The organism is Bacillus cereus group sp. BceL291, assembly GCF_051776705.1.
GTDB classification, from domain to species: Bacteria; Bacillota; Bacilli; order Bacillales; family Bacillaceae_G; genus Bacillus_A; species Bacillus_A cereus.
This window is the reverse complement of the sequence record NZ_JBPWAP010000003.1, coordinates 1-24,272: the sequence shown is the minus strand read 5'-3', so window position 1 is coordinate 24,272 and position 24,272 is coordinate 1. Positions and strand designations below refer to the sequence as shown.

Here is a 24,272-nt window from a genome sequence, read left to right as displayed (position 1 = left end):
GATTTTATAGTTTTATAACATGATGTTTTCCGTCCCAAGAAAAAGGGTTTTCCATTACACAATCAACGAAATCCAAACCAAACTGATTTAAATAATAACATACATTCCACACACGTTCTTGCGGCGCACCTAATGGACGAAGTGCGAATTGTATACGGCGGAATTTATTTAGCTGAACCTCATACTTTTTCTCAACATTTCTTTTCAACATTCTTTCCAACAGTTCAATTTGTTCATTAATTTTCAATTCGTTTTTCCCTGCAAACGCACCTAACCCTGGCTCTATTTTCTTTACAAATTGCTGTAAAGATGTATGAATATCGGCAATTTCTTTTTTCGCCTTTTCAAAATGATCATCAATCGGTTCCTCTATTTGATTAGACAACCAGTTTTCACGCAGTTTATCGACATCATTTAAAAACGGATCAATTTCTCTCAATTGCAGATCGAATAAATCTGTCGCTATATCTCTCTCCACATAAGTAATTGTAAGACGAGGAACGACAGGTGGCATTTGAAAACCGACAGTATGGAATACTTGCTGTAATTCACTCCAATAAGCTAATTCCCCTGGACCTCCAATAAATGCGAGCGTAGGAAATACATACTCTTGCATAAGAGGACGTGTTACAACATTATTACTAAAACGTGCCGGATTTCTCTCCATCTCTTCAATCAACTCTTCGTATGAAAAGGAATGCGCCCCATCCTTTCCAACAAACTTACCTTGATGCTCTTCAAGCAATACTCGTTCATTATCTATTTCCATGAATATATGCACTGCATGAGACTTCGTTTCAATAATCGGTTTGTATCCTAGTTCTTTAATTACTTCCTGCTGATTACGAAGGCCCTCTTGTACCTCTTTATACTTACTTATAATTCGCTTGAAAAATGGAATTTCTAACTTTCTTAATTCAGGATGATGTGAATCAACAAGGATTAAACCAGAATTAGCAAAGATTTTCGTAATAAGATGAGCAAAGAAATCTACATACGTATTCGATTTTTTCAAAGCATCATCAACAAATTTTAATACATCTTTTGTAAAATTTGTTTCTGGGTATGTTTTAAAAATCTCTTCAATCCAATTTCTACAATCTTCAACAGAAAGTTCAGACTCAGAAGCACTTGCCTTTTTCGGATTACGGTCATAAAAAATAGTTTTTTTCATCTTTTTATTTTTCGCTACAAAAGTATGATTAATCTCATCCATATCATGGTCTTCACCCGCAATCCAGAAGACAGGGACAACTTTAACTCCTAAACTTTCTTCCTTTTCCTTTGCAAGCTGTAAAATTGAAATAACTTTATGAATTGTATAAAGCGGTCCAGTTAATAACCCCGCTTGTTGTCCAGCTATAACAACATATGTATTTTCATCTCCAAGCGCTTTTACATTTTGAAGTGTAGATTCTCCCGCTTGTAATTTTGTATTATATTCTAATAAATGCGCTACTAAATCTTGGCGGAAAAACTCCCTTTCACGCAAATCATGTAAACGTTGTTTAAAAGCATCTTCTGTTAACATATAATCAAAACATGACTGTATCTCTTTTTTACCGTTCATATAGTCCGCTACAATACCTTGTTGCGGAACAGAGATTTCTTTTATCTCCATATAATTCTTCCTTTCGTATCCAGTTCTCTCACCAATCCACATTGTAGTCAATGTTTCACGTAAAAGCAAAGAATAACACTTATACTCTTGTTTCTAAACCTTTTATTGCATCGAACAAAAATTGAAGTGTCGGAACTGGTCGTTGCTGTTTCTTAGCTTCTTCTAATACATATCCAACAATCGCATTAATTTCCGTCTGTCTACTCGCTCTTACATCCGCTAGCATAGAAGATGTATTACGAGACGTTCCTTCACACACATTTCGTACCATTTGCCATACCATTTCTTTTTCTCCTCTAATAAGAAATGCTGCCTCCTGAAACACTTGCTCCATCATTTGATAAAAAAAACGATTCGTGATTAATTCACCATTCTTAACTCCCAATAGTGCTGTCAACGGATTGATACATACATTTACTACTAATTTTTTATGCATAATCTCTTCCCAATCCGTTTCTATTTGAACTGGAAAATAAGCAACAGGAAAATAATTGAATATTTTTTTAAAATGTATAGATTGACCACAAACCACTCCAAATTTTGTTACCCCTATCCCAGTATGATGAACGATATGCCCTCCCTCTTTTTTCGCACCATGTTCTACAATACCAACAGCTATATTTTTACTCCCTATGTTCAGCATCTTTTGAAGATGCGACATTCCGTTTTGCAAAAAGATTAATGATGATGCCCCTTCCACAAACGGTAGTACGTCATCTATATGATATTGCTTCACAGCAATAAATATATAATCTAAATTTTGCGCTACCATACTTTCTATCGGTAAAACAGATGGATATACTGTTTCACATCTTCCATCTCTAATACAAGTTACACCTGTTTCATTTAATTCTTCAGCTTGCTTAGCTGTTCTTGTAAACAACGTAACATCTTGGTTATTTTTTTGTAAATAAAATGTATACAATAGACCAATAGCACCTGGTCCGACAATTCCAATTTTCATTTTCACACAAGGAATTCACACTAAGTGCCCTTGCCTTCCCCCCTTTATATCTTTTTAAAGCACCTGAGCACGCCCTATAATTCCGCTGTCCTCTGCCCAACAAATATACTCTCATTTTTCACTATGTATGTACCACCTATTAATACGCTTCTACTCTTAGTTTAGCAAATCCTCAAAAAAATAAAAAAAGAAATATACTATCTTCTTCATAAAAATAAAAAAATGAGTTATACTATTATTATAAATATTTTTACTTTTCTGCATTCAACGAGACAAGAAAAGGATGTGATGTAATGGGATTCCCAAAAGTTGAGCGCTTGCTCATCAATTATAAAACGTTAGATGAATTCAAAAAATTTAAAGGGTGCGGAGCCCAGGAACTATCTATGCTGGAAGAATTACAAGCAAACATTATTGAAAACGACAGTGAATCTCCATTTTACGGTATTTATTATGGCGGATCACTAATCGCACGTATGAGTCTATATATGAAAAGAAACGGCGGAGAACCATTCGAAATTACAGGTCCCTACCTAGAACTTTATAAACTTGAAGTATTACCAACTTTTCAAAAACAAGGATTCGGGCAAATGCTTGTAAATCATGCGAAACAAATGCAATTTCCTATTAAAACGATAGCACGTATTCATTCAGCTGGTTTTTGGGATAAATTAAATTTCAACCCCGTATCAGTAACTGATGGAGATTTTTATATTTGGCATCCAGAAGCAAATTTGAATGCGGTTACAAACGAAGAATCGGCTTAAGAAATAAAAAACAGCTGTATAACAGCTGTTTTTTATTTCTTAAGCTTCTCTAACTTCTCATTCGAGCGAGCATTGTTTCTTTCCGCTACCATTACACTTCTTTTTTGATCGATATAATCAAGTAGTGTTCTATACTCTTCTTCATATACTGATAATCGCTCCAGAAGACGCTCTCTTTCTGTTTGTAATGATTCAACTTGTTGTTGCAACACCGTTAAAGAGTTTTCATCTTTATAATTTTGCAAGAAATCAATAACATCATTCAACGTAATTGACGTAGGTTCTAACACCTTTGTCTCTTTCACTTCATAATTTTCTACTTTACGAAGTTGCTTTGCTTCCTCAATACGTTCTTTATATTGCTTTCTTACGTAAGAATTCCATCTAAACCCACATGCTGCTGGTGTACGAGATAAATTTTTCCCCACTTCCTTAAAGGCAGAAAGTTGTGTTCCACCTTCTCGAATATGCCGGAGTACTACTTCTGCCAGAAGCAAATCTTCATCATCAGTCCAAGCATCTTGTCTTGTTGTCGCCATCTCTCTAGTCCTCCCTATGCATTTTTTATTAAGCATATGCAGTTACTAGAAAAGATAGAATACAACAACTAAAGATTAAGACAAAAAAATAAACGCAGAAGATATCTTCTGCGTTTATTTTCCCGCAATTACTTGCTGATTACTTCTTTACCTTTGTAAGTACCGCATGCTTTACATACACGGTGAGCTAATTTCGCTTCACCACAGCTTGGGCACTCTACCATACCAGGTACTGATAATTTGAAATGCGTACGACGCTTTCTTTTTACTGTTTTAGAAGTTCTTCTAAAAGGTACAGCCATTCTTCCCACCTCCTTAAAAGAAATAGTTATTTTCATATGAAGGCCTGAACCAGTCTTCCGATTATTTGTCAAAAAACTTTGCAAGTCCTGCCAATCTTGGATCAACAGTCTTTTCTTTGTCTTCTTCCGAAATCACTTGCCAGTCTTGACCTTGCGTCGGTGCTCCACCAGAAACATCATCACTGAAAATTTGCATTGGAATCTCCAAAAGTATATTTTCCTTGATTACGGGCAGTAAGTCAAGTACTTCTCCTTCTAAAGAATGAATTTCAGCTTCAGTTTCAAATTCTTCTTGTGAAGTTTGGAACACCTCAGTTGTTTTAATGTCAAATGGTAATGTCACATCTACTAAAGAGCGAGAACATGGTAAAACCATGCTTCCAGTTATATGTAGATGAAACGTAAACTTACCGGAGCCAAAATCAACTCTTCCCGTTACATGAACAGGATTAATTTCACGAATATCTTTCTCGACCTCTTTTAGCTCACTTACATCTACCATCTCATCCAATGTCAATCCTTTATTTCTCAATTTATTCAATTGATGGATGGACCATTTCATATCATATCACCTCAAGGCAACAAACAAAATTATAGCTAGCCATTTTATATTTGTCAATGTTTTTTCTTTACACCTCTAAAGAAGCATTGTGTCCATTATGTGTTAAAACGTGTGTTTTTGTCCAGCTATATTTTCTATTTTAGACAAAATGGACATAAAGTAAATAATAAATGTGGTACAGGTTGTGGTCAATGTGGTCTGCGTGGTCAAAAGAGAGTGGTCGTTTGCGATCACTCTCTTCTTATATATATTCCCATTTACTATCCCCGTTAACTCCTACAGAATTAAATTTCTTGAATTACATATACTTTTACAAAGACATCATATTTCGCTGCCAGTTGTTCCAATTTCTTTTCTCTATATTTGGTTATGGTGAAGAAATGAATAACTGGCACTTTTCCGTTATATTTTTGTTTATATATTCTAGTAAGCTCCTCATAACATTTCAATTTTTCATCATTGACCACCATCTTTTGGGTACGATCTATTTCTACAGCATGAAGTATTCTGTCCTCGTCACGAAATTTCACATCAGGAATTATCTTCTTCTTTTTATTATCTTTTATATATCTAATTTCTGTTTCTATTTGCCAGTCATCTGGGCAAAACAAATGTAGCCAAGCTTCATTGCGTAAAATAGCATGTGCTACTCTACTATGATGAACTACTTTCCCTTCACCAAATAGCTTGTGCCCTGATTGATTTAAATAATAAACATATTCTTTATTGTGAGTTAATTTACTCGTGTAAGAAGAGAGATCCTTCATAATTCGATTTGCATTTCTTATCCCGCCCATATCATGCACACTCATTAAATGCCTTCTTGTCGCAAACTGTAGCTTCCTAATCGTCGCAAGTATCGCCATTTGACGGTTGATTTGCATATGCGTTTGCATCCTCATGTTTCTCCACCTCAAATTGTTTTAAATAATTCCACATCACTTCATTGCTAATATAAGGCACCTGTATTTCAGTAAGTCTATCGGTTTTGAAAATTGCACGACCAGGAATGCTTTTTATTGATTCTAATCCTGGTTCATCTATTACAACATTTGAAGCTGTTTGAGTTGGTAGCCTAAAACCTAATTTCGCATCACTATTTTGTTTCACTTGGCGTGGCAATGTATCTCCTGTAGGATACTGTGTACAGAAAATTAATCTAAATCCTAAGGCACCACCTATACGAGCTATGTGGGACAGCATTTGTTGACACGCTCCCAATAGTCTTTGTTGTTCTTTTTTCATACTTTTATCAGGACAAAGTTCGGCTCCTTCGTCTACTATAATGAAGTACCGCTCTTTGATATTTGTTTCTACAACGTTTGTATAATGTCTATCTTTCATGTATTGCATTTTCTCTTCCATCTTCTCAAGAATGTCCTTTAATATCATAAAGGCTTCTACGGGCTTCTCAGCAATGGAAACTATTTGTTTTAAGTTCTTATATGGTCCGAACTCCAAACCGCCTTTTAAATCAATAATGTATAAACTAATATGCTCTGGTTGCGCTATAGTAAGTGATGTAACTACATTCTTTAGAAACACCGTCTTACCCATTCGGGTGAGACCACCTAGTGTCATATGTGGAGTTTTATCAAAATCATGGTAGATAAGTTTTTCTAAACTTTGGCCCATTGGTACACGCCATTTCCCTTGTGTCACTAAATCCGTAGACCATGCCCATTTTTTCGGTATACCTCTATGAAAAACACGAATATTTAATTTGTAATTGTCGTAATCAATTCGAACGGGTTTGTTCAATCCTTCAGAAACAACATCCTCAACCTTTTGTATTAATTTAGATGGCATCCCTACCGGTAATCGATATACATAAGTTGTGCTTCGATCATCATTTTTTTGCTCAAGAAAAACCGGATACTGTAATCTCTCCCCAATCCGGATAGCAATTCCACTTACCTCAAAAAATACTTGTATCTTTTTACGGTCATCATCTTTACTTTTAAGTTTATCACCAAGTATAGCGAATAATAATCCAGCGATCGGTACCGATAATAGCTCCAACATAAAATCACTCCCTATATCCCTCTTATAGAGGGTATATATCCCTGTTTCAAGGAATACGTGCATACAAGCTAAACTCCTTATGACATAAAGAATAATAAGATTCCACATCGCATTCCTTCATAGAAACATAACTAGAACATAACGTAGAAGGTATAGAAACGAGCCTGTAAGCGTTGTGTACAAAGTAATACGTGGAAGCCAATGTGGAACACTCTTCCCCATTTTTTCTGCCACCTTCATTGCAACTACTGACAAACCTGTCGCCGTCCAAATAACTACCGCTTCTCCTGCGAGTGTCATACCTATTCCTCCTCTTCTTTTTCACGGAATATAATACCTTTTCTTGAAAGGACTACATCATAACAGTCCATTAGGATTTCCCAATTTAAAATGTCTTCTTCCTCACCGTATAGATCTTCTTCGATAACCTGGGATAAACTGAAATATCTTTTATATTCCTTGTTATTAAACACTTCATGATTTTTCATATGATTCATAATCGATTCTGTTTCTGATCTTGATTTTGATTCGTTATACATTTGACGTAATTCTTTTGAAGGATGTAGATATGGAGTTGTATTCAAGTGGTTATACTGCCAACGCATGTAATCTTCTCCCCTCTTGATGTCCTTAATTCCACTTGGTATTCCTCGTGGTCTTGATATAGGTATATGAACTAGAAAATAAAAACTTGTTTGTCCATCTTAAAAAAAGTAAATAGGAATTTTCACTTTGTTATCGAATATACGAAGATGAGGTGAATAGATATGAAATGTAGGCTCAAAGAAATTTTAGATGATCGGATGATAAAACAAGGAGCGTTAGCAAAAAGAGTGCAAATTACACCACAGCAACTAAGTCAAATCGTACATGGTAAAAGTGAGCCTTCTTTACGAAATGCTATTAAAATCGCAAAAACATTAAATTTACATGTAGAAGATATTTGGATTGAAGAAGAATCAAATATTAAATAAATTTCAAGGTGGAGATTATATGAAAGCCATAAGATCTATTTTTAACGCATATCGTATATTCGGTAAAATATTAAGACCTATATTACGCGCATTAAATAAGAAGTAAATTTTAAAAATCGTAGAAATAAAAAAAGAGCCGTCAACTGACGGCTCTTTTTGTTCACAAAATTATTCTTTTGTATAGTAATACTTTAATCCTTTAGCATCCAACCACGCTGTTGCTTTATCTAGCTCGCTACCTTGACGATAATCCGACTCGAAATAAACAAGCCCCTGACGATCTCCGCGGGAAACAATTTTTGAAGTGTATCCAAGCTTATCCATCATTTGAATCATTTCAGGAATTAAATTTACACCAAATTCATAAGTAACCACCTTATTATGTTTGTTCACGATAATCTCCACTCCTTCTTCTTTATACGATTTATTTGTAAACCAATCTAACGACTTGCTTCCAATTAATTCATTCAAATCACACTTTCCAATACCAGGTACATTTCCTGTTTCAGTGTATTGCCAGATATCACATGGATAAGCTGGCCTATTTCCGCCATAACGAGGAATCCATACAAAGTCAGATTTTACATTTGCCATTCCGAATGGAGCATACATATGGTGGCCAACATATAAACCAACTTTCTTAGCACCCAATCGACGTAATTCATCGATAAAAGCCTGTGTACCTGCTCGCATATCATCCATTGTTTTCACTTCTACATCAGCCACCCAGACTGTTGCGCTCTTATCTCCGCGATTCCAGAAGTCTCGAGCTTCTACACGTGCGTCATTCTCAGAAACGAAACGACAGAATGCGTAGTTACCAAAAGGAATACCATGTTGCTTCATGGATTGTACATATCCTTTATATAATGGATCTACATAATTCGAACCATCTTGTACACGAGCTATGATGAAATCAATGTATTGTTTTGCCACAGGCCAGTTAATATCACCATTCCATTTTGAAATATCTACAATGTGTCTCATTATTGAACATCTCCTTTTTTCTCTTCTTGTTTTTGTTTGCCACCTAAAATTTCAACTGCATTTGTTAATGGTTGCGGGAGTGGGATACCCATTCGTCCAGCGTTTTCTAAAAGTGAAAGCAATTCATTCCCCATGAAAAAAAAGATTGTCGCTTCACGAATTGCATTGTTACTTCCAAGTACTGTATCGAGCTGGGCGGCCGCACCGACCAAAATAAAAAGCACCACCTTTTTGGCGATGCCTTTGAAACCAACTTTGCTTTTTAATTCTCCGTTATAACCTGCTGCAATCATGCCAGTTAAATAATCAATAACTGCCATCGTCACTAAGACTTTCAATGTTGCATCCCATCCTCCCAAGAAATACCCACAGAAGCCACCAAATGTAGCTATAAATGTTTTCAATAGTACATCAATACGATCCATCTTTCCCTCTCCTTTTTAAGCTGCAAAGCAACTTGGGTCCATTCCAAATATCTCTGCAATATCTTCCTCACTTCTATCTTTTAAATAAGATTCAGTTGTGGAAATATCAGAATGGTTAGCGAGTGATTTTAGTTTTTCAAGTGGCACTCCTTGTACTTTCAAATTATCTAATCTGCTATGTCGGAAACAGTGAGGATTCATTTTAAATTCCTTCCCTTCCTTTTCGTTCAGCATCTTAGCAAATATGTCACACCAATAATTAAATACACTCTTGTTCAATCTTTTTCTCTCACCATTCTTATAAACACGCACAAACAAATCTGGAATAGTATCCTTACCTCGCTGATTTATATATAAACGAATGCATTTCTGCACCCGGTGATTGTAATATAATCTAAACTTCTTACCGCGTTTTCCTCGTACCACATTTGTATAATATTGTTCTGTCAGCCCTTCTTTTTGAACCTGGTATACCTCATTCTTTCTAGCTGCACTGTAATAAGAAAGTGCTAAATACGTTGCTAACATATATTTTTCTTGCTCAAGTAATTCATCGATTAACCAATTAATCTGATCCTCAGTAATAAATGTAATTTCTCTAATCGGGTTCTTAGGTAAACCACGTACCCGTGAACCTACATTAAATTCATAATCATAGTCATCATCATCTGCACAAAACTCAAGTGCTGAACGTAAAGCACTCATCAATCCATTTACACGCGCATTAGACATTCCCATCTCTTGAAAAATAATAGATAAGTTTCGAATGTCTTTACGTGTTAATTCAACCAGATTTTTATTTTCAAAGTGTTGATGTATTAGAAACAAAATAATTCGCAAATCCCAATTGTATTGCTGTAAAGTGCTTGCCGCTTTCCCTTGTGATTTCTTTTCAATGAGAAAATCTTTGACTAGGCTTTTATTTTCTTGGCTAACATGCTTTTCATAAATTACTTGGTCTACTATTCGTTTCACACTGATCATCTCCTCAAAATAAAAAGAGAAGTGAAATCACTCCTCTTGATTGATGAATTGAATCAAAGCCCTATTTTATACAAAATAAAAAAGCCTGCTTATGCACGCTTAATCTGTAATAACTAAATTAAAAAGTTCATCGCAATATGAATTGTATTACCACTCTGAACACCATTTACGAAAATCCCACCATCACTTTTAACTGTAACTTCACAAACTGTTGGTCCATTGCCATAAGCAAGTGCTGGGAAAGCAATATTTTGGACAGGGCGAAATCCAGCCGGAAGGGTTGCGAATACTGTTGTATTTGTCGGATTTCTAACTGATCCAATGACAGATATCTGCTCACCACTTTTTTTATATTTCATATTTCTATCAGCGACACTTTCCGCTCCAGTTATTGAAAGGTTAATCCACCCTGTATCAGTTGCTTGTTTAATTGTTCCATCAGTTCGAAATTCTACTCTTTTGGACCAATCCCAAGTATCCCCCTGTTCCTTTGTAGAAGGAGCAAAAATCAGCTCTCCCTGCGCCCCTTTGCGAATGACTGTCTTATAAGAACGACTTCCCAGCACAATTGCGTTATCGATCTTAAATTCAAGTAATCCATTTATAATGTCGCCAGCTTTCTTAACAAGGTTTGTATTAGCGGAAACATTAAAGGTTTTATTGTTACGATTATAATCCCAAACACCTTGATTTCCTTTAACATCCCTAATCCCGTAATAACCATCCCCTGTTTGGTAGAAGTTGAGCTCTTCAATTCCTGCCGTAGAGAATGCTATTTTGTTAGTATTAGCTGTGCCTGCCCTGTCAAACAAGAGGTTGCCAGGCATGGTGTCTCCGCTTTTCCTAACAACATCCATAGCATTTAATTTCTGCTGCAACTCGTCTAATGTTTTCTTAATAATCTCAAACTCAGAAATATAGTTTTCGATTTTAATATTACCTTCTTTTACATCTCGCCTTAATGTAATCCGAATGTCTGGTGTACTCATTCGTTCTGTACTTTTTTCCATAACAAAATAAGCTGTCCAATCATCCGATGTGGAAACAGCTTGTGAGGACAACGTATATGAAAATACACCATTCTTTGCATCGACTATTTGGGCATCATCTCGAACGAATAGTCCGACTTGATTAATCGCTTCGTACTTCACTGCATACCCTGTTAAATCAACAAGTTGCCCCTTTTCTCTTACATTTACAGTAATCTTCAATCCGTTTTTATCATTTTGCCTCGAACGAATTGTTTTGGTAAACACAGGATCTGCTAAATCTATAATAATTTCCTCATTTCGCATGACTACACCTCTCTCTAACTATTCCTTTTCACGCGTCTAGGCGGTCTTCTTTGACGTTTTACTTTGTTCCTGTGTTTTACATTCCCTTTAGGCTTTATTGGCTCTAATTCTTCGATTCTAGCATCTGTTTTGGTTACATACTCCTGAAATGCTTTAACAGTCTGCGAAATCATTCCATAGATGCCAACACCATTTTCTTTTGATTCATCCGGAAGTACAAGTCCATAATGAGTTGTAATATCATTTGTTGTAAGGATTGGATCTCCTTCTTTACGTTTCATACGCATATCATACAACTCGGCTACTTCTGTCTTAAGGTTGTACTGTTTAATTTCCCAGCCCATTACCTTCTCTAACGCATCAAATTTAATATCACGTATATTTGTTTTATATTTCTTTTTAGAAGATACTTTAAAATCTGCTGCTAAAACACCGTTGAAATAAGTTCCCCCTGCACTTTTCACTTGCACATAAGTACTATCATAATTTCTGTTGTTCCGTAATAAAATGTTCTGAAATACGATGTCGCTATCTCCACCAGGTGTCAACTTCAAATCCACAACTCGATCTCCATTTTGGCGGAAATTAAACCCTTCTTTTGCAGTGAAATAAGCACCACCTGTTCTACTTTCTAGAAAAAGATTATTTTGGCTTCTCAAAGAAGCATAGGATTGTTTTGACTCTAGTTCTAGGCTTTGATCCGCCCTTAGTTCTGCATGTCCATTTTGATTAAACGCAAGGCCCGCTGAAAAATAGACTCTGTTTGGATCACCATTTAGGTATCCATTTGAGATTCCGATTCCTCCTGACTTTGGAGAACTTTCGAGTTGGTAAACTAACACTGCACCCTGCGTTGCTGTTATATCATTGTTGCCACCTAATACAATAGTGGGTTGCATGACATTACTTTGATTTATATAATAGCCCATGAAAATCCGAGTGATATACGATTCCATTAACCTAATAAACTGTTTGGAAATAGAGACATAATTAGAATCATTGGCAGTTCTAAGAGTAGTTCCTGTTATTTCTCCACCTCTAATCACATTTCCAGTCAATACTCCCGTAGTAATGAAATCCGCAACAATACGCCCATCTTTTGTTATTGCTATTTCATAAGGACCATTTACCCCGTTTGATGAATACCCTAATCCATTTATGTTCCACTGCCACACTTTTGAAGCTGTCATTTCATTTTTTGTATCCATAATTAGAATTCGGTCTGGATATACACGAACATTTCCACCAAATCCTGAATTGATTAGTTTTGTTGCATTTTCTTTCGCTGCATCCAGTAAAGATCCTGGCATATTGGATAAATCTTGTTGAATTTGATCTACCTTACCAGCCATATCTGTAAAAGATTCTTTAAAGTTACCAATGGTTACATTGATATATTCCTTTTTAATCGGATCATATTTATACGCAATGACTTTTGCTTGAATATCAATACCATCTTCCTCATGTTTAACTGTAACAATATCGCCCATCCAGACACGCTGCAAAATTTTATATTCTTTATACTCCTCTGTTTGAGACAACTCTTGAAATTCAACCTTATATGTCGCTTTCGGTTGATCTATCATCTGAATATCAAACATTGCTTTAGCGGCTTGACGTAACCTTTTATATGCTTCTTCTACAGGTAATGCGTCTTCATCATTTGCATTTTTACCAATAGCTGCTTTTATATGATTAAATTCAATAACTCGTATTCTCGGATGTGGATACTTATTAATCAGTGGACTATCTACATATTTTTCTGGTAATAACAATCCGTCAAACCCTTGTGGCATAATTCTGGTAGTAGGGCTTTTCCAGTCCACACTTCCCTCATACCCTAACAAATCTTTTTTATGCCTGATAACTACTCCACGGTTAGATCCTCGGCTTTTCAACATCTTTACATCAAAGTTATCTCTTTTTAATTCGCCACCCCATCGATTTACGAATGAGTTATCTTGGCTCGTATCCAACATTGCTTCAACTGGATTCTTTCGAACAATACGTGCGGTGGATATATTTGTTACATCAGAATAAAAAGTAAAAGGATGCTTATATTGACAACCTGATGATAACCTAGCCATAGCCGCACTACCATTTGTGGGTTGAATAAATATGTCTTCAATCAAGTTTTCCGTTAAATCATAAAAAATATGGTAACAAACCGCTTTGATTTCTCCCATACTCACTTTAGGAGTCACCACGCGAAATAACTGATCCCCATCAGGAGTAGGAACTTTTATGATGCTCATTCCGTCAATCTTCGTTCCATATGGAGCAAATAAAGGATAATTAAAATTAAAAACAAATAAACCGTTGAGTTCTTCCTCAACAGTTGCACTATAAATATGTTTATCTAAAACACCAATTCCGTTATGCGTAAAATCTGTTTCATTTGGTTTATATAAAGTAATCATTATTTATATCTCCATCTTGGTTGAATTGAAATAAATTGAATAGCACCTGACCACTCTATTTTATTTTCTCCTATTTGGAATTCTGGAAAACCACCAATCATCTTATCATTCATTGATACTGTGCCACTGTATGCCTCTAATAATTCTGAATCTATTACAACAGAACCATTTACATCTTTAATCTGAAAAGAAACATCATTAATAAAAATTCGAATTGTACCATTCCCAGCAACAAACAACATTGGAGTTGATTCCATTGTACCTGGATTATAAATAGATCCAGGAGTACTCAACATTATGTTTGCATCTTCTGTATACTCAAACGGATCAAGCTTAAAGTCGACTTCAAACTCACCGTGTTCTTCAATTTCATTTGCAATATCACCTACTACAACATGTTTAATTTTTCGATACACATCATCATCTGTAAAATATAGTGTCTTGCCATTCATCAACCAAGCCTTCATGCGCCGAACTAATGGCTTAATATTCTCATCTTCAAGCATATTGAACTTTATTTTTAAAGGGACGTCTTTAAACGCCCCTTTTTTTGTAAGTGAACCATGTCTACCCGGCACTTCAATATGTTCTACTTCCTGTTCTGCTGTAGGAATAACAGGGCGTTCTACCATACATATTCCATAGTCACTTGCTAACTGATTATCGATACCTATGTCTAGCAATTTAAGTCCTCCCTATTCCTATTTTTACATTACGGCCACGCTCAGCAAACCAATCATTTGCTTTTTCAAACATGCGATCAACATCACGTTCATTATTAATTGTGTTATAAAAATTAATTTCTACAGGACCGCTATCAATTTGTTGAACAATCGGTTGAACTGCTCCTGTCGCTAATGCTGACAGATTAGAAGCGATGTTATCTTGTTTGTTTATCCCATATAAATTCAACTTTTTAAAAGTATCATCAACCATGTTTGAAATATTATTAAGTGCGGATTGTAACCCATTACTTTTGTTTGTCTTTTGGTTTGGAGCATTATAAAAGTCTCTAAAAATTTGCTCTCTGAAACTAGATATTTTTTTACCAATTTCTAGCCACTTATTCGAATTGTTAAATTCTTTTAGTATATCTTGAGCTGGGTCTCCCCCCTCTAGTATGCTACGAATATACCGCGCAATAGGACTATCGTCTTCTACTCCATCAAGAGTGAACTGTTCTAATTCTTTCCCAACTGCTTTTAATGCATCTCTCATATCCATTGGTAAATGAGTAATCCAATCATTAAGATAATCTCCATCATATAAAATTGCTTCAAAATAACTCCGAAGAGGATTGTTATTCATCATGTCATTTACAGTGGAGCTATTGAAAGTATTTAATGTTGTTTCTAATACTGAATATACTGAATTCGCTAAGTTTTTAGCTGCTGCAAGAACTGTTGAAATTGATTGTTCCATACCAACAGCAAGCCCCGCACCAACTTGTTTACCAACCTGATCCCTCATTTTTCGAGATGGACTATGGATGTCGAAGAAGGAAGTAAAACCATCAAGAATATCGTTACCTATAGACTTCACCTTACTTAACACTTTACCAGCCATGCTACCTAGACCATCTATCAATCCACTTATGATATCTTTACCTATCTTAAATAGATCGATTTTTCTTAATGTGTCAACGATTTTCGGTACAATATCTGTTACAATTGTCGAACCTAATTGCCCTACCATGCTGACAATCCCTTTTATTAAAGCCCAAATTAGTTGAACACCAGCTTCAAGGATTTTAGGTAGATTCTTAATTAACTCTCCTGCTAAAGTAACAATTAGCTTTAATGCGGCTGCAATTAATTCCGGTATCACCTTTACAATCCCAGCAATCAACATAAGCAAAATCTTTACGCCTGCTTCCAGTATCTTCGGCAAGTTCGCAATTAATGTAGATGCTATTTTGACAATTAAATCTAATGCTGCATTTATAAGCTGTGGTAACACTTTTACAATTCCATCAATAATGGCCATTAAAATCTTTACACCGGATTCAATTATTTTAGGTAAGTTTGTTAATAAAGTATCCGCCACTTTGGTGATAAGATTTATCGCTAAATCAATAAGTTGCGGTAGCATTTTAATGATTCCGTCTATCAAGCTAGTTAAAACCTTAACACCAGCTTCAATTATCATAGGTAAATTCGCTGTAATGGCTTCAATTAAAGTTGTAATGACTGTAATAATCGCTAAAGCAATCATAGGTAAAGCTTGTGTGATTCCTGTGATTAATGAAACTAATAAATTTATTCCCATTTCAATTAGCTGGGGTAAAAATGACATAATTCCATTAATAATAGTTTGAATAATCGTTACAGCTATTTGGATTAACTGTGGAAGCATCTGCATAATTCCGTTTATTAAAGTTAGAATCAATTGAAGTCCTGTTTCTATCAGAGTAGGTAAGACTTGTACAATCCCAGAAATTAAAGTTTGAATGATTTGTATTCCCATTTGAACAATCATGGGGAGATAGGTAGCAATCATCTGCGAAATTGTATTTATAATCCCAACGATAGCTTCGAGCATAATTGGAGCCGCTACAACCAAACCGTTTACAAGGTTTGAAATCATTTGTGATCCTGCTTCAAGAAATTGCGGTAATACCGTTGTTACGAAATTAGCTATATTGGTAAAAATATTTGTTATGGTTTCAATTATAATTCCGGAGTTTGCATTCAAATACTCTGCAATGGCTGGCAAATAACGAGATACAGAGATGAGAACACCAGGAAGCCCACCAATAATTGCTCCCGCTATAGTAGGGCCAATCGTCTTGAAAATTTCACCTAACTGGCTAAAATCTCCCGAAAAAACAGCTTTTACTGCATCAAAAAGATGAAGGCACGCTTCACGTATCTTGCTGACTGCCAGCCCTATTATTTCAGCCGCCTTTTGAAATCCTTCTGGTAAATTAGTAATCCATACATTTAGATAATCTCCGGTTTTTGCCGTCTGAAATAGATAATTACTTAATGAAGCCATCGTATCTATAAATCTTTGTGTACTTGCAATTACACCATTTATGCTATTCTTGAAACCTTCATTGGTCTGCCATAAATTTCGCATCCAAATGACCAATCCAGCAATAGCTGCCGATGCGGCTATCACTCCACCTGCTACTAATGCAACTGGACCAGCAACAGCCCCAATACTTACACCCAATATACCAGCTATACTGGATAAGGTGACAAATACTGGGGCTAACGCCATACATGCTCCAACAAGAATTCCGAGCGCAGTTACAATTGTTGTTATAGCTGCCGCTAATGCTGGATGTTCTGAAACAAATCCCGCAAAAGCACTAATTACATCCGCGATGACGCCCAGAACAGGTTCAAGTGCCATTTTTAAGTCATTCATAGCTTTTTGAAACTTTACAGCTGGGCTGGCATCCATTTTCTTAATCATTTCATTTAGCTGTTCTTGATTCTTGTTTAAATCTATAACTTTATCTTGAGCGCCAATAAGTGTATTGGTGATATTCTGGCCTTGATCTTCATACATCGTTCCGAAAAGCTTAACACCAATCTCATTTCGCTTTGTTTCATCTTCAATACTAGCCAATGCTTTAGCAATATCTGTCATAGCTGCTGAACCTTCTTTACCGCCTTTAGCGACAGATTTGCCCCACTTTTCTAACTGATCAGCCGATATTTTAGTACCTTCAAGAGCTTCTTTCATAGACTTGTCGACACCTTGACCAAATTCAGCCGCTTTAACACGGCCTTCTTTTAATCCATCTAAGAGATTATCAATCATTTGTAGTCAACGTGATTCGCAACATCACGCCCGTTCTCTTATGAACTGCTATACGTCACCGCATAGATTAGACTATATCTTCAACTACTTGAGTTGCTCCCCGTTTCGAGTGTCGTTTGCTTACACCCTACGTCTCTCGACTAGTCGTTGCACGTTCCTTAATTAAAAGGCTTCGCTCAGTATTGTCTCATTTGAGAGTTCCACTGAATTAAAGGAGTTTTTCATTGTATGTCGCCATACAAGGGAACTATAATCTAATTCCAGGTACCTGTATCAACACCAGCCTCCATAATCGCTTGTACTTCTTCAGCATTGTAACCCGCTCGTGTTAGCTGCCCACCATATTCAGCAATAATGTCTAATTGCTCAGGAGGAAAGCCAATTTTCAACAGACGATTCGTTAGCCCTAAAGCCGTATCACTAGTTATCCCTAATTCATTACCAATTTCATTCGCTTCTTGAATTAACTCAGTAAAATCTATACCTGCATAAGCACTTGCAATGGCTCCTGCTCCTTTTACAATGGAAGCATTAGCTTTATCACTGACAGTTTGATTTAACGCCCATTGTCTACGTGTACCCTCCAGTGCTTCCTCTACATCAACACCATAGGCTTCTACACCACGAACTGCTTCTTCTACCGATTTTTTAGAAGATGCTGGAACTTCAAAAGAAACGTCAATTTTTGTTTTTAATTTAGAAGTATCAAGCGCTTGCTCAATGGCTCCTGAAATACCACCACCAGCCATTAATCCACCAAGAATATTTTCTAAACCGATATCTAATTCTTTAAAGCTGTGCGATGCTCTTTCTGCTTCTCGTGAAATGTCTCTCAAGTCATTTCGAACTTGTTGTAATGAGTTTCCATCATCTATTGAACGAAGAGATCGCTGTAATTTCTCAATATCTGCTTCTGAACCTAATGCTTCACGGCCGATGATTTGGATCGCTTGTTCTAACTGCCTAGCTGTCGCTGTACCGTTTCGTATTGCGTTTGTAAGGTTATTTCCTAATGCATTTGCAAAATGATCTACACTCGTTTCAGTCGCATCAAAGAATGTCTTTAACTGTTTCGTTGCGTTTTCTTGTTCCTGCAAACTTTTATTTGTCGCACTTAATTGATTCTGCAACTGCTGTTCTGCTGTCCGAGCTTGTATTAGCTGCGTTTCATATCTTTGGATTTCACTAGCATTTTCACCATACTGCTGTTTGGCTTGATCTAACTGTTTCTGATAGTTTTGTACTTTACTAGCTGCAACAGTATGTTGCTCTCCAAGGTTATCTATTTTTAAACGTAACTTTTCTATTTCTGAAGCATTCTCACCAAGCGTTGCTTTTTGCAACTCGTATTGAGCATTTAACTTAGAAAGAGAAGATTGTAACTGTTCTTCCTGTCCTTTTAGCTCTTTCAGTTTTTGAGCTGCTTTAGCTGTTTCACTTGTTCTTTCCTGCTCAGCATCTCTCGCCTGTTTTAAACTTTCAGAAGTTTGTTTAATACTATTCGCTAACTGTTGTTCTGTTATTTGTTGACTTCGTAATTTCGATTCCAGCTTTGCTACAACAGTAGAATTTTCTCCGTACAGTTCTTTAGCACGTTGTAAATGTTCAGCCGTTGCTTGCGTAGCCTTTTGTGCAACTGCATATTGTTGGGAAAGATTTTGAAGTTTTGCTTGTAGTTTTTCTGAATCAGTAGCATTTAACTTCATCTGCTCTTCTTGTAATTTCATTTCTTGACGAAGTTTTTTAGTTTCCTGATTCATGCCCTTCATAGCATCATTAAAATCTTTATTTTGCGCTTTAAATATAACTTCAACTTCCGAATTATTTCTTGCCATTTTCTCACCTACCTTTACTTGGGATTGTTACGCCATGCTTCAAACGCTGTAATCCCCGCGTAAATACGCTCAACAGACGAAATTGGCTCATGCCAAAAAGTCTCTGGATCTATTCCAGAGACTAGACAATACAAGACGTATTTATCTTCCACACATTCGATTTTAATGTCTGGATTTTTTACTTTTTTTCACCGTTACCGCCGCTATTTGTACTTTTTTTCAATGCTGCGGCAAATTGATTTGGATCTTGACTAATTACATCAACAACCAGCTTCGTATATAGTTCCATAGATTCTGCTAATGAATCATGATACTTCTGTAAGAAATCATCAAATGTTAACTTTTCTTTTGGGTTTGCGCCTTTAAACGCCATATAAATCACTTTATGAATACTTGTTTGATCGATTTGTTCTAAAGCTGATAAATCTTTATTATCCTCATTTCTTAATCCATCTAATGCTTGGAATTTCACGATATCAGCAATAATTGAACTAGTAATAAGCCCTTCTTCTTGTCCCTTTTTTAAAGCGTAATTGGTTAAAAACGCCGGATAGTTCTGTTTATTAATAAAACGTTTTTCATACTCACCTTCTACTTCTACAAATTCGACTTCTTTTAATGTTATTTTTTGTACTTTCATCTGCTATTTCCTCACTTTCATTTTCTTCTCATTTAAATCCAAAAGAAAAAGCCCTGTATGAAGCTAGGGCTTTAAGCTGAAGCTGTTCCTTTAACAAGAGCTGAATTAAATTGTGTATGCCACTTTTGAGCGACTGTTGCATCTGCTAATTCATCCACAAACGCTTCATAATAGAATTTATTTAAATCATCTGGTAAAGCCGAGAATTCTAATTCCATCATTGCCAATTCTTCCTCACCATTTGCAATAGCAAATTTAAAACCAGTGGAGTTTGAGCAATTTGGAAACGCAATAAGTTTTACAACATCTTCAAACTCATCTACTACGTCAGCCGTAAATACAAAATCATATCCCTTTGAATCACTACCGAACGCCCATACACCCGGCTTTAATCCAGTTGTATTAAAACCAAAATAATCTCTTGCTACTTTAACAGGAATATACGCTGAAACAGTAACTTTAAGTTCCGTGGTTTTCGCTTTCTTTTTCAACGTCACGCCACCACATACCTTTTTCATTTCCTTATTTTCTGGTTCCCCTTCAATTGATCCTACACATCCAAATTTTGTTCCTAGCTCTTGCGTTCCTTTCTTCTTAAATTGAATACTTGCATTCGCAATCGACACGGAATCAAATTCTTCAATTACTTTAACCATTTAAAATTCCTCCTCCAATACTGTATCTACACCTTTGTGTAGCTCTCCTAAAATTCTTGGCCTAGCGTTTACAATCCCACGCTCCGCAAATCGCTGTTCTAAAGGATTATGCGAACCTCTTCCTTCGTTTGGAAAGACTAGATAACCAAACGATCCTTTTTTATTAGCTGCTCCACCACGGGCCAATATCCTAAAACCTAAATTCATCTTTTCGCTTTTGGACCAGTTGCTATCTTTTGCATGGGTTTTATTTCGAACACTCCATTTAGAACGAGATACCGGAATCAGCTTTGTAATCTCTTCTATTGCAATTCGTATACCTTCCGTGTGGAGGATGGTATTGATTGTAGGTTCCATCTTATTTGGTAATAACCGCATTTTTTCTTCAAGCTTTTCTATCGCTTCATAATCAAGCTCAAATGCACTCAATTGGAATCACCCTCTTAAACGTAAAAACAACACGATCAATAAAACGATCTGTATCTTTCACTTGAAGGCGATCGCTTTTAGAAACTACAAAGGATACCATTTTCACCTTGCCAACCCATGAAATAATATCAATGACCTGCTCATCTAAATTCGATTGATTTTCCGATAAATAACTAACATATATGCTTTGAGAAATTGTACGCTCATTAGAAGACGGTCGAAACTCACCATATTCCAAAATAAAACAGTTGTATCCCTCTTCTGTTAACTGCGATTCCTCATCTTCTGCTAGTTCATCCTCAACCACTAAAAGCTTAAATCCGTCTTCAAGGGCTTTTTTAATGCCACTTCTCTGCTCCTTCATAAGCCTTTTAGATTTTTCATTCACGAGATTTCACCGCCTGCTGCAAATAAAAGAAAAGGTATTGTTTGTTAGAATCATGATCCACTTTAATCACGTCATATTCGATTCCATCCATTAATACCTTAAGTTTATTTTTATTTATCTTTCTAAAGGAAGGTGGATACAGTGTTTTAACTTTTAAGTCTAATCCCGTTGTTAAAACGCCCACCATTTTGTAATCACTGTCCCGTAAAGACATCACTTTATAGGCAAGCTTTCCTTCTTCACGAAACTTCTCACCTATTCTTTTCCCCTCTTCTGAACGCTCTGTTTTTTTATATCCGTATTGTAGAAATCCATCATTTAAAGTTTCTCTATACGATTTTAGAGCCATTGATTACACCAACTTTTCCTAAAGCCACATCTAAAATAAGCCTGGATAATTCTTTTTTATAATTTTTTTCAAACTCATCACCTGCATTGTTATAAACATACCTGCAACGCTCTAATAGCAAATCTTTCGGGGTTAGCTCCTTTGAAAAATCAAAAGACGCATTTGTTAATCCTGACAAATACGCCTCTCCTTTTTCCAAAAGTTTTATTAAACTAGCATCCTCTTCATTCCATGTGATTTTAAGAACGTCTTTTAATTCTTGCAAAAGATTATCCATTTGTATCACCTTCTAACCATTAAGCCGTTGGAGTACTTGCTTTCTCTCCTAATTTACTAATATCAAACACAAGGAACGATTTATTATCCTTCGGACGACCATTTGCATATTGTTTTCCAATATATACACGCTCGTCTTCGATGAATTTCACTTCATCTGAGAATTCAATTTTTTGTGTAGATCCCACTCCTAGAAAGTAATCTTTCGCCATCCCAGTTACTGATTTTCCATTAGGAACTTCTGTTGATTGGATAAACTGAATAGGAATAGCTGTATTTTGAACGTATTCCCCATTTGCATTTTGGAAAGTAATGGCTGGGAAAATACGTGCCCAATAATCCATAGGATTTACAACCATAATTACATTTGCTACATTTCGTTTTCCGTTGTTTGTTAGAGGGGCCATAATTTCTTTACCTAATGTTTTGGGCGATAAATCATTTAATGCAACTGCTGTTTTATCTGGATAAATACCACCAACTACAGCCCCGTCTAAATTTTTCATCATGCCAATAGGTTGCTCTTTACCTGTACCACTAATGACAGCTTGTTCAAGAGCAATATACATAGATTCCATCAAAACCGTACGAACATAACGATCTAGCCACTCTGGACCTAGATCTAACATTGCTTTACAAACAGGGATATATGCGCTTAATTTATAAAGGTTTAATTGAACTTTCTCAAATCCTTCATCAATGACCTGTTTAATGTCATCGCATAATTTCCCCCACCATGCTGCTGGGATTTCACCTTTCTTCATAATCCATTCTGTTAATCCTGTTACATTAATAAAATCAATTGCTTGAAGTAAAGGACGATTTCTTACTAACTCTTCAAACACGCGATCAATAACTGTCGCTGGAATTAATTTTTCGACTCCTGCAAATGCTTCACCACTTGCAATTACTTCATTGTAGTATGAGCGCTCTTCGTTAGTTAGAGCATGTAACCCACGGGAGTTTAATACCGCTTGATTATTTAAATTACTTGCAATTTCAGTTTGAACCGCTGGCGTAACTTCATTCAAAATGTTTGTTTGAATTACATTCGCCATTTTCGTCATGGCTTTTGCATATGCTTCATTATCATTCTTTTCAATTGCTGCTTTAAATTCGTCTTTCACGTCTTCCATACTGTTATCTACACGATCTAGATTTTTAATCGTCATAAATGATTCTCCCTCCAAAATAAAAGAACTACTTATTATTTTCTAAGTAGTTCATCATCATATTAGTTATTGGTTTTTTAGGCTCTTCAACGCCCTCAACTTGATTTGACGTTTTTTGCCCTGCCTTTGCTGTGTATTTCTGAAGTAAATTATTTTTCACATCTTCTGGACTTGGTTCTTCGTTAGGCTCTTCTGTTTCATCCGCAATTTCATCACACAAACCAAACGCCTTACACTCTTCTGCGGTTAACCATGTTTCATTTTTTAATAAGTCTTCCATTTCAGAACGTTCACCTACAAAACGTTTCATGTAAGTATTTGTAACGGACTGATCGATCTTATCAAGTGCATTTAATTGTTGTTCAAATACTTCTCTATTACCCCATGCAAATGTAGACGCCCGATGGACCATTAGCATTGCATTCGCTGGCATAATAATTTCATCCCCAGCCATAGCAATTAATGATGCTGCCGACGCTGCAATACCATCAACATGAACAATGACTTTTGAGGAATGCCTTTTTAATTGGTTGTAAATTGATATACCATCAAATACGCTACCGCCAAATGAATTAATATATAAATGAATGTCGCCATCTTTGACATTATTTAATTTACGTTTAATCGCATTAGCCGAAACGGATTCTTCCCACCAACTTTCACCGATTGTACCGTAAACATAAATATCATTTTCTCCTTCATTCTTTGGTTTTTCCAAGTTTAAGTACTTTTTAAATGCATCATTTTTATACATCTTAGTTACCTCCATTCTCCTCACCTCCTCGTATGATTAAGTTAGGTTTTTTAGGGACGGGATGTACCTATAAACCCAAGAGTATCTATTTTTATGAGATACTTAAATTTGTAGATAGAGTGTTGCCGACCACC

27 protein-coding genes are annotated in these 24,272 nt (G+C 36.0%); 2 read left to right on the top strand and 25 right to left on the bottom strand.

All coding sequences use genetic code 11. The features are described 5' to 3' along the window. Positions 1-4: 4 nt before the first annotated feature. Positions 5-1,621 carry a bacillithiol biosynthesis cysteine-adding enzyme BshC gene (gene bshC, locus ACS2CR_RS03540; protein ID WP_053512459.1) on the bottom strand — a complete coding sequence of 539 codons (1,617 nt, stop codon included), beginning with the start codon at positions 1,619-1,621 and terminating at the stop codon, positions 5-7. Between the two features lie 79 nt (positions 1,622-1,700). Next, positions 1,701-2,585, bottom strand: a complete 885-nt coding sequence (gene panE, locus ACS2CR_RS03535; protein ID WP_053512465.1) for a 2-dehydropantoate 2-reductase — start codon at positions 2,583-2,585, stop codon at positions 1,701-1,703. Positions 2,586-2,878: 293 nt separating this feature from the next. Between panE and ACS2CR_RS03530 the strand changes: the two genes are divergently transcribed. Beyond that, complete coding sequence (locus ACS2CR_RS03530; RefSeq protein WP_000506692.1) at positions 2,879-3,352, top strand: N-acetyltransferase; 474 nt, start codon at positions 2,879-2,881, stop codon at positions 3,350-3,352. A gap of 32 nt (positions 3,353-3,384) precedes the next feature. Here ACS2CR_RS03530 and ACS2CR_RS03525 read toward each other — a convergent pair whose 3' ends face one another. The 7 genes from ACS2CR_RS03525 to ACS2CR_RS03495 all read right to left on the bottom strand — a co-directional run bounded on the left by ACS2CR_RS03525 (position 3,385) and on the right by ACS2CR_RS03495 (position 7,385). Further along, the gene (locus ACS2CR_RS03525; protein WP_000246468.1) at positions 3,385-3,891 is read right to left on the bottom strand and encodes an RsfA family transcriptional regulator; all 507 of its coding nucleotides are present in this window, start codon (positions 3,889-3,891) and stop codon (positions 3,385-3,387) included. A 128-nt stretch (positions 3,892-4,019) separates the two neighbouring features. Further along, the gene (rpmF, locus tag ACS2CR_RS03520; protein ID WP_001984764.1) at positions 4,020-4,193 is read right to left on the bottom strand and encodes a 50S ribosomal protein L32; all 174 of its coding nucleotides are present in this window, start codon (positions 4,191-4,193) and stop codon (positions 4,020-4,022) included. Positions 4,194-4,254: 61 nt separating this feature from the next. Then, positions 4,255-4,755 carry a YceD family protein gene (locus ACS2CR_RS03515; protein WP_000872149.1) on the bottom strand — a complete coding sequence of 167 codons (501 nt, stop codon included), beginning with the start codon at positions 4,753-4,755 and terminating at the stop codon, positions 4,255-4,257. 284 nt (positions 4,756-5,039) lie between these two features. Further along, positions 5,040-5,657: a replication-relaxation family protein gene (locus tag ACS2CR_RS03510; RefSeq protein ID WP_002178874.1), complete on the bottom strand. Its 618-nt coding sequence runs from the start codon at positions 5,655-5,657 to the stop codon at positions 5,040-5,042. Further along, the gene (locus ACS2CR_RS03505) at positions 5,599-6,780 is read right to left on the bottom strand and encodes an FtsK/SpoIIIE domain-containing protein (RefSeq protein ID WP_153602395.1); all 1,182 of its coding nucleotides are present in this window, start codon (positions 6,778-6,780) and stop codon (positions 5,599-5,601) included. Before ACS2CR_RS03505 ends, ACS2CR_RS03510 begins: the two co-directional genes overlap by 59 nt. A gap of 117 nt (positions 6,781-6,897) precedes the next feature. Beyond that, complete coding sequence (locus ACS2CR_RS03500) at positions 6,898-7,080, bottom strand: hypothetical protein (RefSeq protein ID WP_016099698.1); 183 nt, start codon at positions 7,078-7,080, stop codon at positions 6,898-6,900. A gap of 2 nt (positions 7,081-7,082) precedes the next feature. Next, positions 7,083-7,385 carry a hypothetical protein gene (locus tag ACS2CR_RS03495; protein WP_078186699.1) on the bottom strand — a complete coding sequence of 101 codons (303 nt, stop codon included), beginning with the start codon at positions 7,383-7,385 and terminating at the stop codon, positions 7,083-7,085. 162 nt (positions 7,386-7,547) lie between these two features. Here ACS2CR_RS03495 and ACS2CR_RS03490 point away from each other — a divergent pair, with 162 nt between their 5' ends. Continuing rightward, positions 7,548-7,754, top strand: a complete 207-nt coding sequence (locus ACS2CR_RS03490; RefSeq protein WP_021728012.1) for a helix-turn-helix transcriptional regulator — start codon at positions 7,548-7,550, stop codon at positions 7,752-7,754. Between the two features lie 168 nt (positions 7,755-7,922). On the opposite strand, the gene ACS2CR_RS03485 is transcribed toward ACS2CR_RS03490, so the two are convergent. The 16 genes from ACS2CR_RS03485 to ACS2CR_RS03410 form a co-directional block, all read right to left on the bottom strand. Continuing rightward, positions 7,923-8,741 carry a GH25 family lysozyme gene (locus tag ACS2CR_RS03485; RefSeq protein WP_086402928.1) on the bottom strand — a complete coding sequence of 273 codons (819 nt, stop codon included), beginning with the start codon at positions 8,739-8,741 and terminating at the stop codon, positions 7,923-7,925. Next, on the bottom strand, positions 8,741-9,166 hold the full coding sequence (locus ACS2CR_RS03480) for a phage holin family protein (RefSeq protein WP_000373895.1): 426 nt from the start codon (positions 9,164-9,166) through the stop codon (positions 8,741-8,743). Before ACS2CR_RS03480 ends, ACS2CR_RS03485 begins: the two co-directional genes overlap by 1 nt. 15 nt (positions 9,167-9,181) lie before the next feature. Next, the gene (locus tag ACS2CR_RS03475) at positions 9,182-10,141 is read right to left on the bottom strand and encodes a tyrosine-type recombinase/integrase (RefSeq protein ID WP_140159426.1); all 960 of its coding nucleotides are present in this window, start codon (positions 10,139-10,141) and stop codon (positions 9,182-9,184) included. Positions 10,142-10,263: 122 nt separating this feature from the next. Beyond that, positions 10,264-11,445, bottom strand: a complete 1,182-nt coding sequence (locus tag ACS2CR_RS03470; RefSeq protein WP_153602396.1) for a BppU family phage baseplate upper protein — start codon at positions 11,443-11,445, stop codon at positions 10,264-10,266. Positions 11,446-11,459: 14 nt separating this feature from the next. Continuing rightward, positions 11,460-13,865, bottom strand: coding sequence for a phage tail spike protein (locus tag ACS2CR_RS03465; protein ID WP_153602397.1), 2,406 nt, complete (start codon positions 13,863-13,865; stop codon positions 11,460-11,462). Further along, positions 13,865-14,548, bottom strand: a complete 684-nt coding sequence (locus ACS2CR_RS03460) for a phage tail domain-containing protein (protein WP_153602398.1) — start codon at positions 14,546-14,548, stop codon at positions 13,865-13,867. Before ACS2CR_RS03460 ends, ACS2CR_RS03465 begins: the two co-directional genes overlap by 1 nt. 1 nt (position 14,549) lies before the next feature. Then, on the bottom strand, positions 14,550-17,384 hold the full coding sequence (locus ACS2CR_RS03455; RefSeq protein WP_309567877.1) for a phage tail protein: 2,835 nt from the start codon (positions 17,382-17,384) through the stop codon (positions 14,550-14,552). Between the two features lie 509 nt (positions 17,385-17,893). Further along, positions 17,894-19,474 carry a hypothetical protein gene (locus ACS2CR_RS03450; protein WP_153602400.1) on the bottom strand — a complete coding sequence of 527 codons (1,581 nt, stop codon included), beginning with the start codon at positions 19,472-19,474 and terminating at the stop codon, positions 17,894-17,896. 178 nt (positions 19,475-19,652) lie between these two features. Further along, a complete protein-coding gene (locus ACS2CR_RS03445; protein WP_000867964.1) occupies positions 19,653-20,114 on the bottom strand; it encodes a hypothetical protein in 462 nt (153 codons plus the stop codon). A 71-nt stretch (positions 20,115-20,185) separates the two neighbouring features. Further along, positions 20,186-20,770, bottom strand: coding sequence for a phage tail protein (locus ACS2CR_RS03440; RefSeq protein ID WP_153602401.1), 585 nt, complete (start codon positions 20,768-20,770; stop codon positions 20,186-20,188). Beyond that, positions 20,771-21,199 carry a hypothetical protein gene (locus ACS2CR_RS03435; protein ID WP_153602402.1) on the bottom strand — a complete coding sequence of 143 codons (429 nt, stop codon included), beginning with the start codon at positions 21,197-21,199 and terminating at the stop codon, positions 20,771-20,773. It lies immediately after the preceding gene. Continuing rightward, a complete protein-coding gene (locus tag ACS2CR_RS03430; RefSeq protein ID WP_306692831.1) occupies positions 21,186-21,587 on the bottom strand; it encodes a hypothetical protein in 402 nt (133 codons plus the stop codon). The genes ACS2CR_RS03435 and ACS2CR_RS03430 overlap by 14 nt, the downstream gene beginning before the upstream one ends. Continuing rightward, complete coding sequence (locus ACS2CR_RS03425) at positions 21,580-21,936, bottom strand: phage head closure protein (RefSeq protein WP_153602403.1); 357 nt, start codon at positions 21,934-21,936, stop codon at positions 21,580-21,582. Before ACS2CR_RS03425 ends, ACS2CR_RS03430 begins: the two co-directional genes overlap by 8 nt. Next, positions 21,917-22,213: a hypothetical protein gene (locus tag ACS2CR_RS03420; protein WP_153602404.1), complete on the bottom strand. Its 297-nt coding sequence runs from the start codon at positions 22,211-22,213 to the stop codon at positions 21,917-21,919. Before ACS2CR_RS03420 ends, ACS2CR_RS03425 begins: the two co-directional genes overlap by 20 nt. A 19-nt stretch (positions 22,214-22,232) precedes the next feature. Then, a complete protein-coding gene (locus ACS2CR_RS03415; protein WP_137070507.1) occupies positions 22,233-23,384 on the bottom strand; it encodes a phage major capsid protein in 1,152 nt (383 codons plus the stop codon). A 28-nt stretch (positions 23,385-23,412) separates the two neighbouring features. Next, positions 23,413-24,153: a head maturation protease, ClpP-related gene (locus tag ACS2CR_RS03410; RefSeq protein ID WP_309567871.1), complete on the bottom strand. Its 741-nt coding sequence runs from the start codon at positions 24,151-24,153 to the stop codon at positions 23,413-23,415. Positions 24,154-24,272 lie beyond the last annotated feature (119 nt).

Coding starts and splice junctions, on each gene's coding strand:
- bshC (WP_053512459.1), bottom strand. CDS start 1,621: ATGGAGATAAAAGAAATCTCTGTTCCGCAACAAGGTATTGTAGCGGAC.
- panE (WP_053512465.1), bottom strand. CDS start 2,585: ATGAAAATTGGAATTGTCGGACCAGGTGCTATTGGTCTATTGTATACA.
- ACS2CR_RS03530 (WP_000506692.1), top strand. CDS start 2,879: ATGGGATTCCCAAAAGTTGAGCGCTTGCTCATCAATTATAAAACGTTA.
- ACS2CR_RS03525 (WP_000246468.1), bottom strand. CDS start 3,891: ATGGCGACAACAAGACAAGATGCTTGGACTGATGATGAAGATTTGCTT.
- rpmF (WP_001984764.1), bottom strand. CDS start 4,193: ATGGCTGTACCTTTTAGAAGAACTTCTAAAACAGTAAAAAGAAAGCGT.
- ACS2CR_RS03515 (WP_000872149.1), bottom strand. CDS start 4,755: ATGAAATGGTCCATCCATCAATTGAATAAATTGAGAAATAAAGGATTG.
- ACS2CR_RS03510 (WP_002178874.1), bottom strand. CDS start 5,657: ATGAGGATGCAAACGCATATGCAAATCAACCGTCAAATGGCGATACTT.
- ACS2CR_RS03505 (WP_153602395.1), bottom strand. CDS start 6,780: ATGTTGGAGCTATTATCGGTACCGATCGCTGGATTATTATTCGCTATA.
- ACS2CR_RS03500 (WP_016099698.1), bottom strand. CDS start 7,080: ATGACACTCGCAGGAGAAGCGGTAGTTATTTGGACGGCGACAGGTTTG.
- ACS2CR_RS03495 (WP_078186699.1), bottom strand. CDS start 7,385: ATGCGTTGGCAGTATAACCACTTGAATACAACTCCATATCTACATCCT.
- ACS2CR_RS03490 (WP_021728012.1), top strand. CDS start 7,548: ATGAAATGTAGGCTCAAAGAAATTTTAGATGATCGGATGATAAAACAA.
- ACS2CR_RS03485 (WP_086402928.1), bottom strand. CDS start 8,741: ATGAGACACATTGTAGATATTTCAAAATGGAATGGTGATATTAACTGG.
- ACS2CR_RS03480 (WP_000373895.1), bottom strand. CDS start 9,166: ATGGATCGTATTGATGTACTATTGAAAACATTTATAGCTACATTTGGT.
- ACS2CR_RS03470 (WP_153602396.1), bottom strand. CDS start 11,445: ATGCGAAATGAGGAAATTATTATAGATTTAGCAGATCCTGTGTTTACC.
- ACS2CR_RS03465 (WP_153602397.1), bottom strand. CDS start 13,865: ATGATTACTTTATATAAACCAAATGAAACAGATTTTACGCATAACGGA.
- ACS2CR_RS03455 (WP_309567877.1), bottom strand. CDS start 17,384: ATGTATGAAGATCAAGGCCAGAATATCACCAATACACTTATTGGCGCT.
- ACS2CR_RS03450 (WP_153602400.1), bottom strand. CDS start 19,474: ATGGCAAGAAATAATTCGGAAGTTGAAGTTATATTTAAAGCGCAAAAT.
- ACS2CR_RS03445 (WP_000867964.1), bottom strand. CDS start 20,114: ATGAAAGTACAAAAAATAACATTAAAAGAAGTCGAATTTGTAGAAGTA.
- ACS2CR_RS03440 (WP_153602401.1), bottom strand. CDS start 20,770: ATGGTTAAAGTAATTGAAGAATTTGATTCCGTGTCGATTGCGAATGCA.
- ACS2CR_RS03425 (WP_153602403.1), bottom strand. CDS start 21,936: ATGGCTCTAAAATCGTATAGAGAAACTTTAAATGATGGATTTCTACAA.
- ACS2CR_RS03420 (WP_153602404.1), bottom strand. CDS start 22,213: ATGGATAATCTTTTGCAAGAATTAAAAGACGTTCTTAAAATCACATGG.
- ACS2CR_RS03415 (WP_137070507.1), bottom strand. CDS start 23,384: ATGACGATTAAAAATCTAGATCGTGTAGATAACAGTATGGAAGACGTG.
- ACS2CR_RS03410 (WP_309567871.1), bottom strand. CDS start 24,153: ATGGAGGTAACTAAGATGTATAAAAATGATGCATTTAAAAAGTACTTA.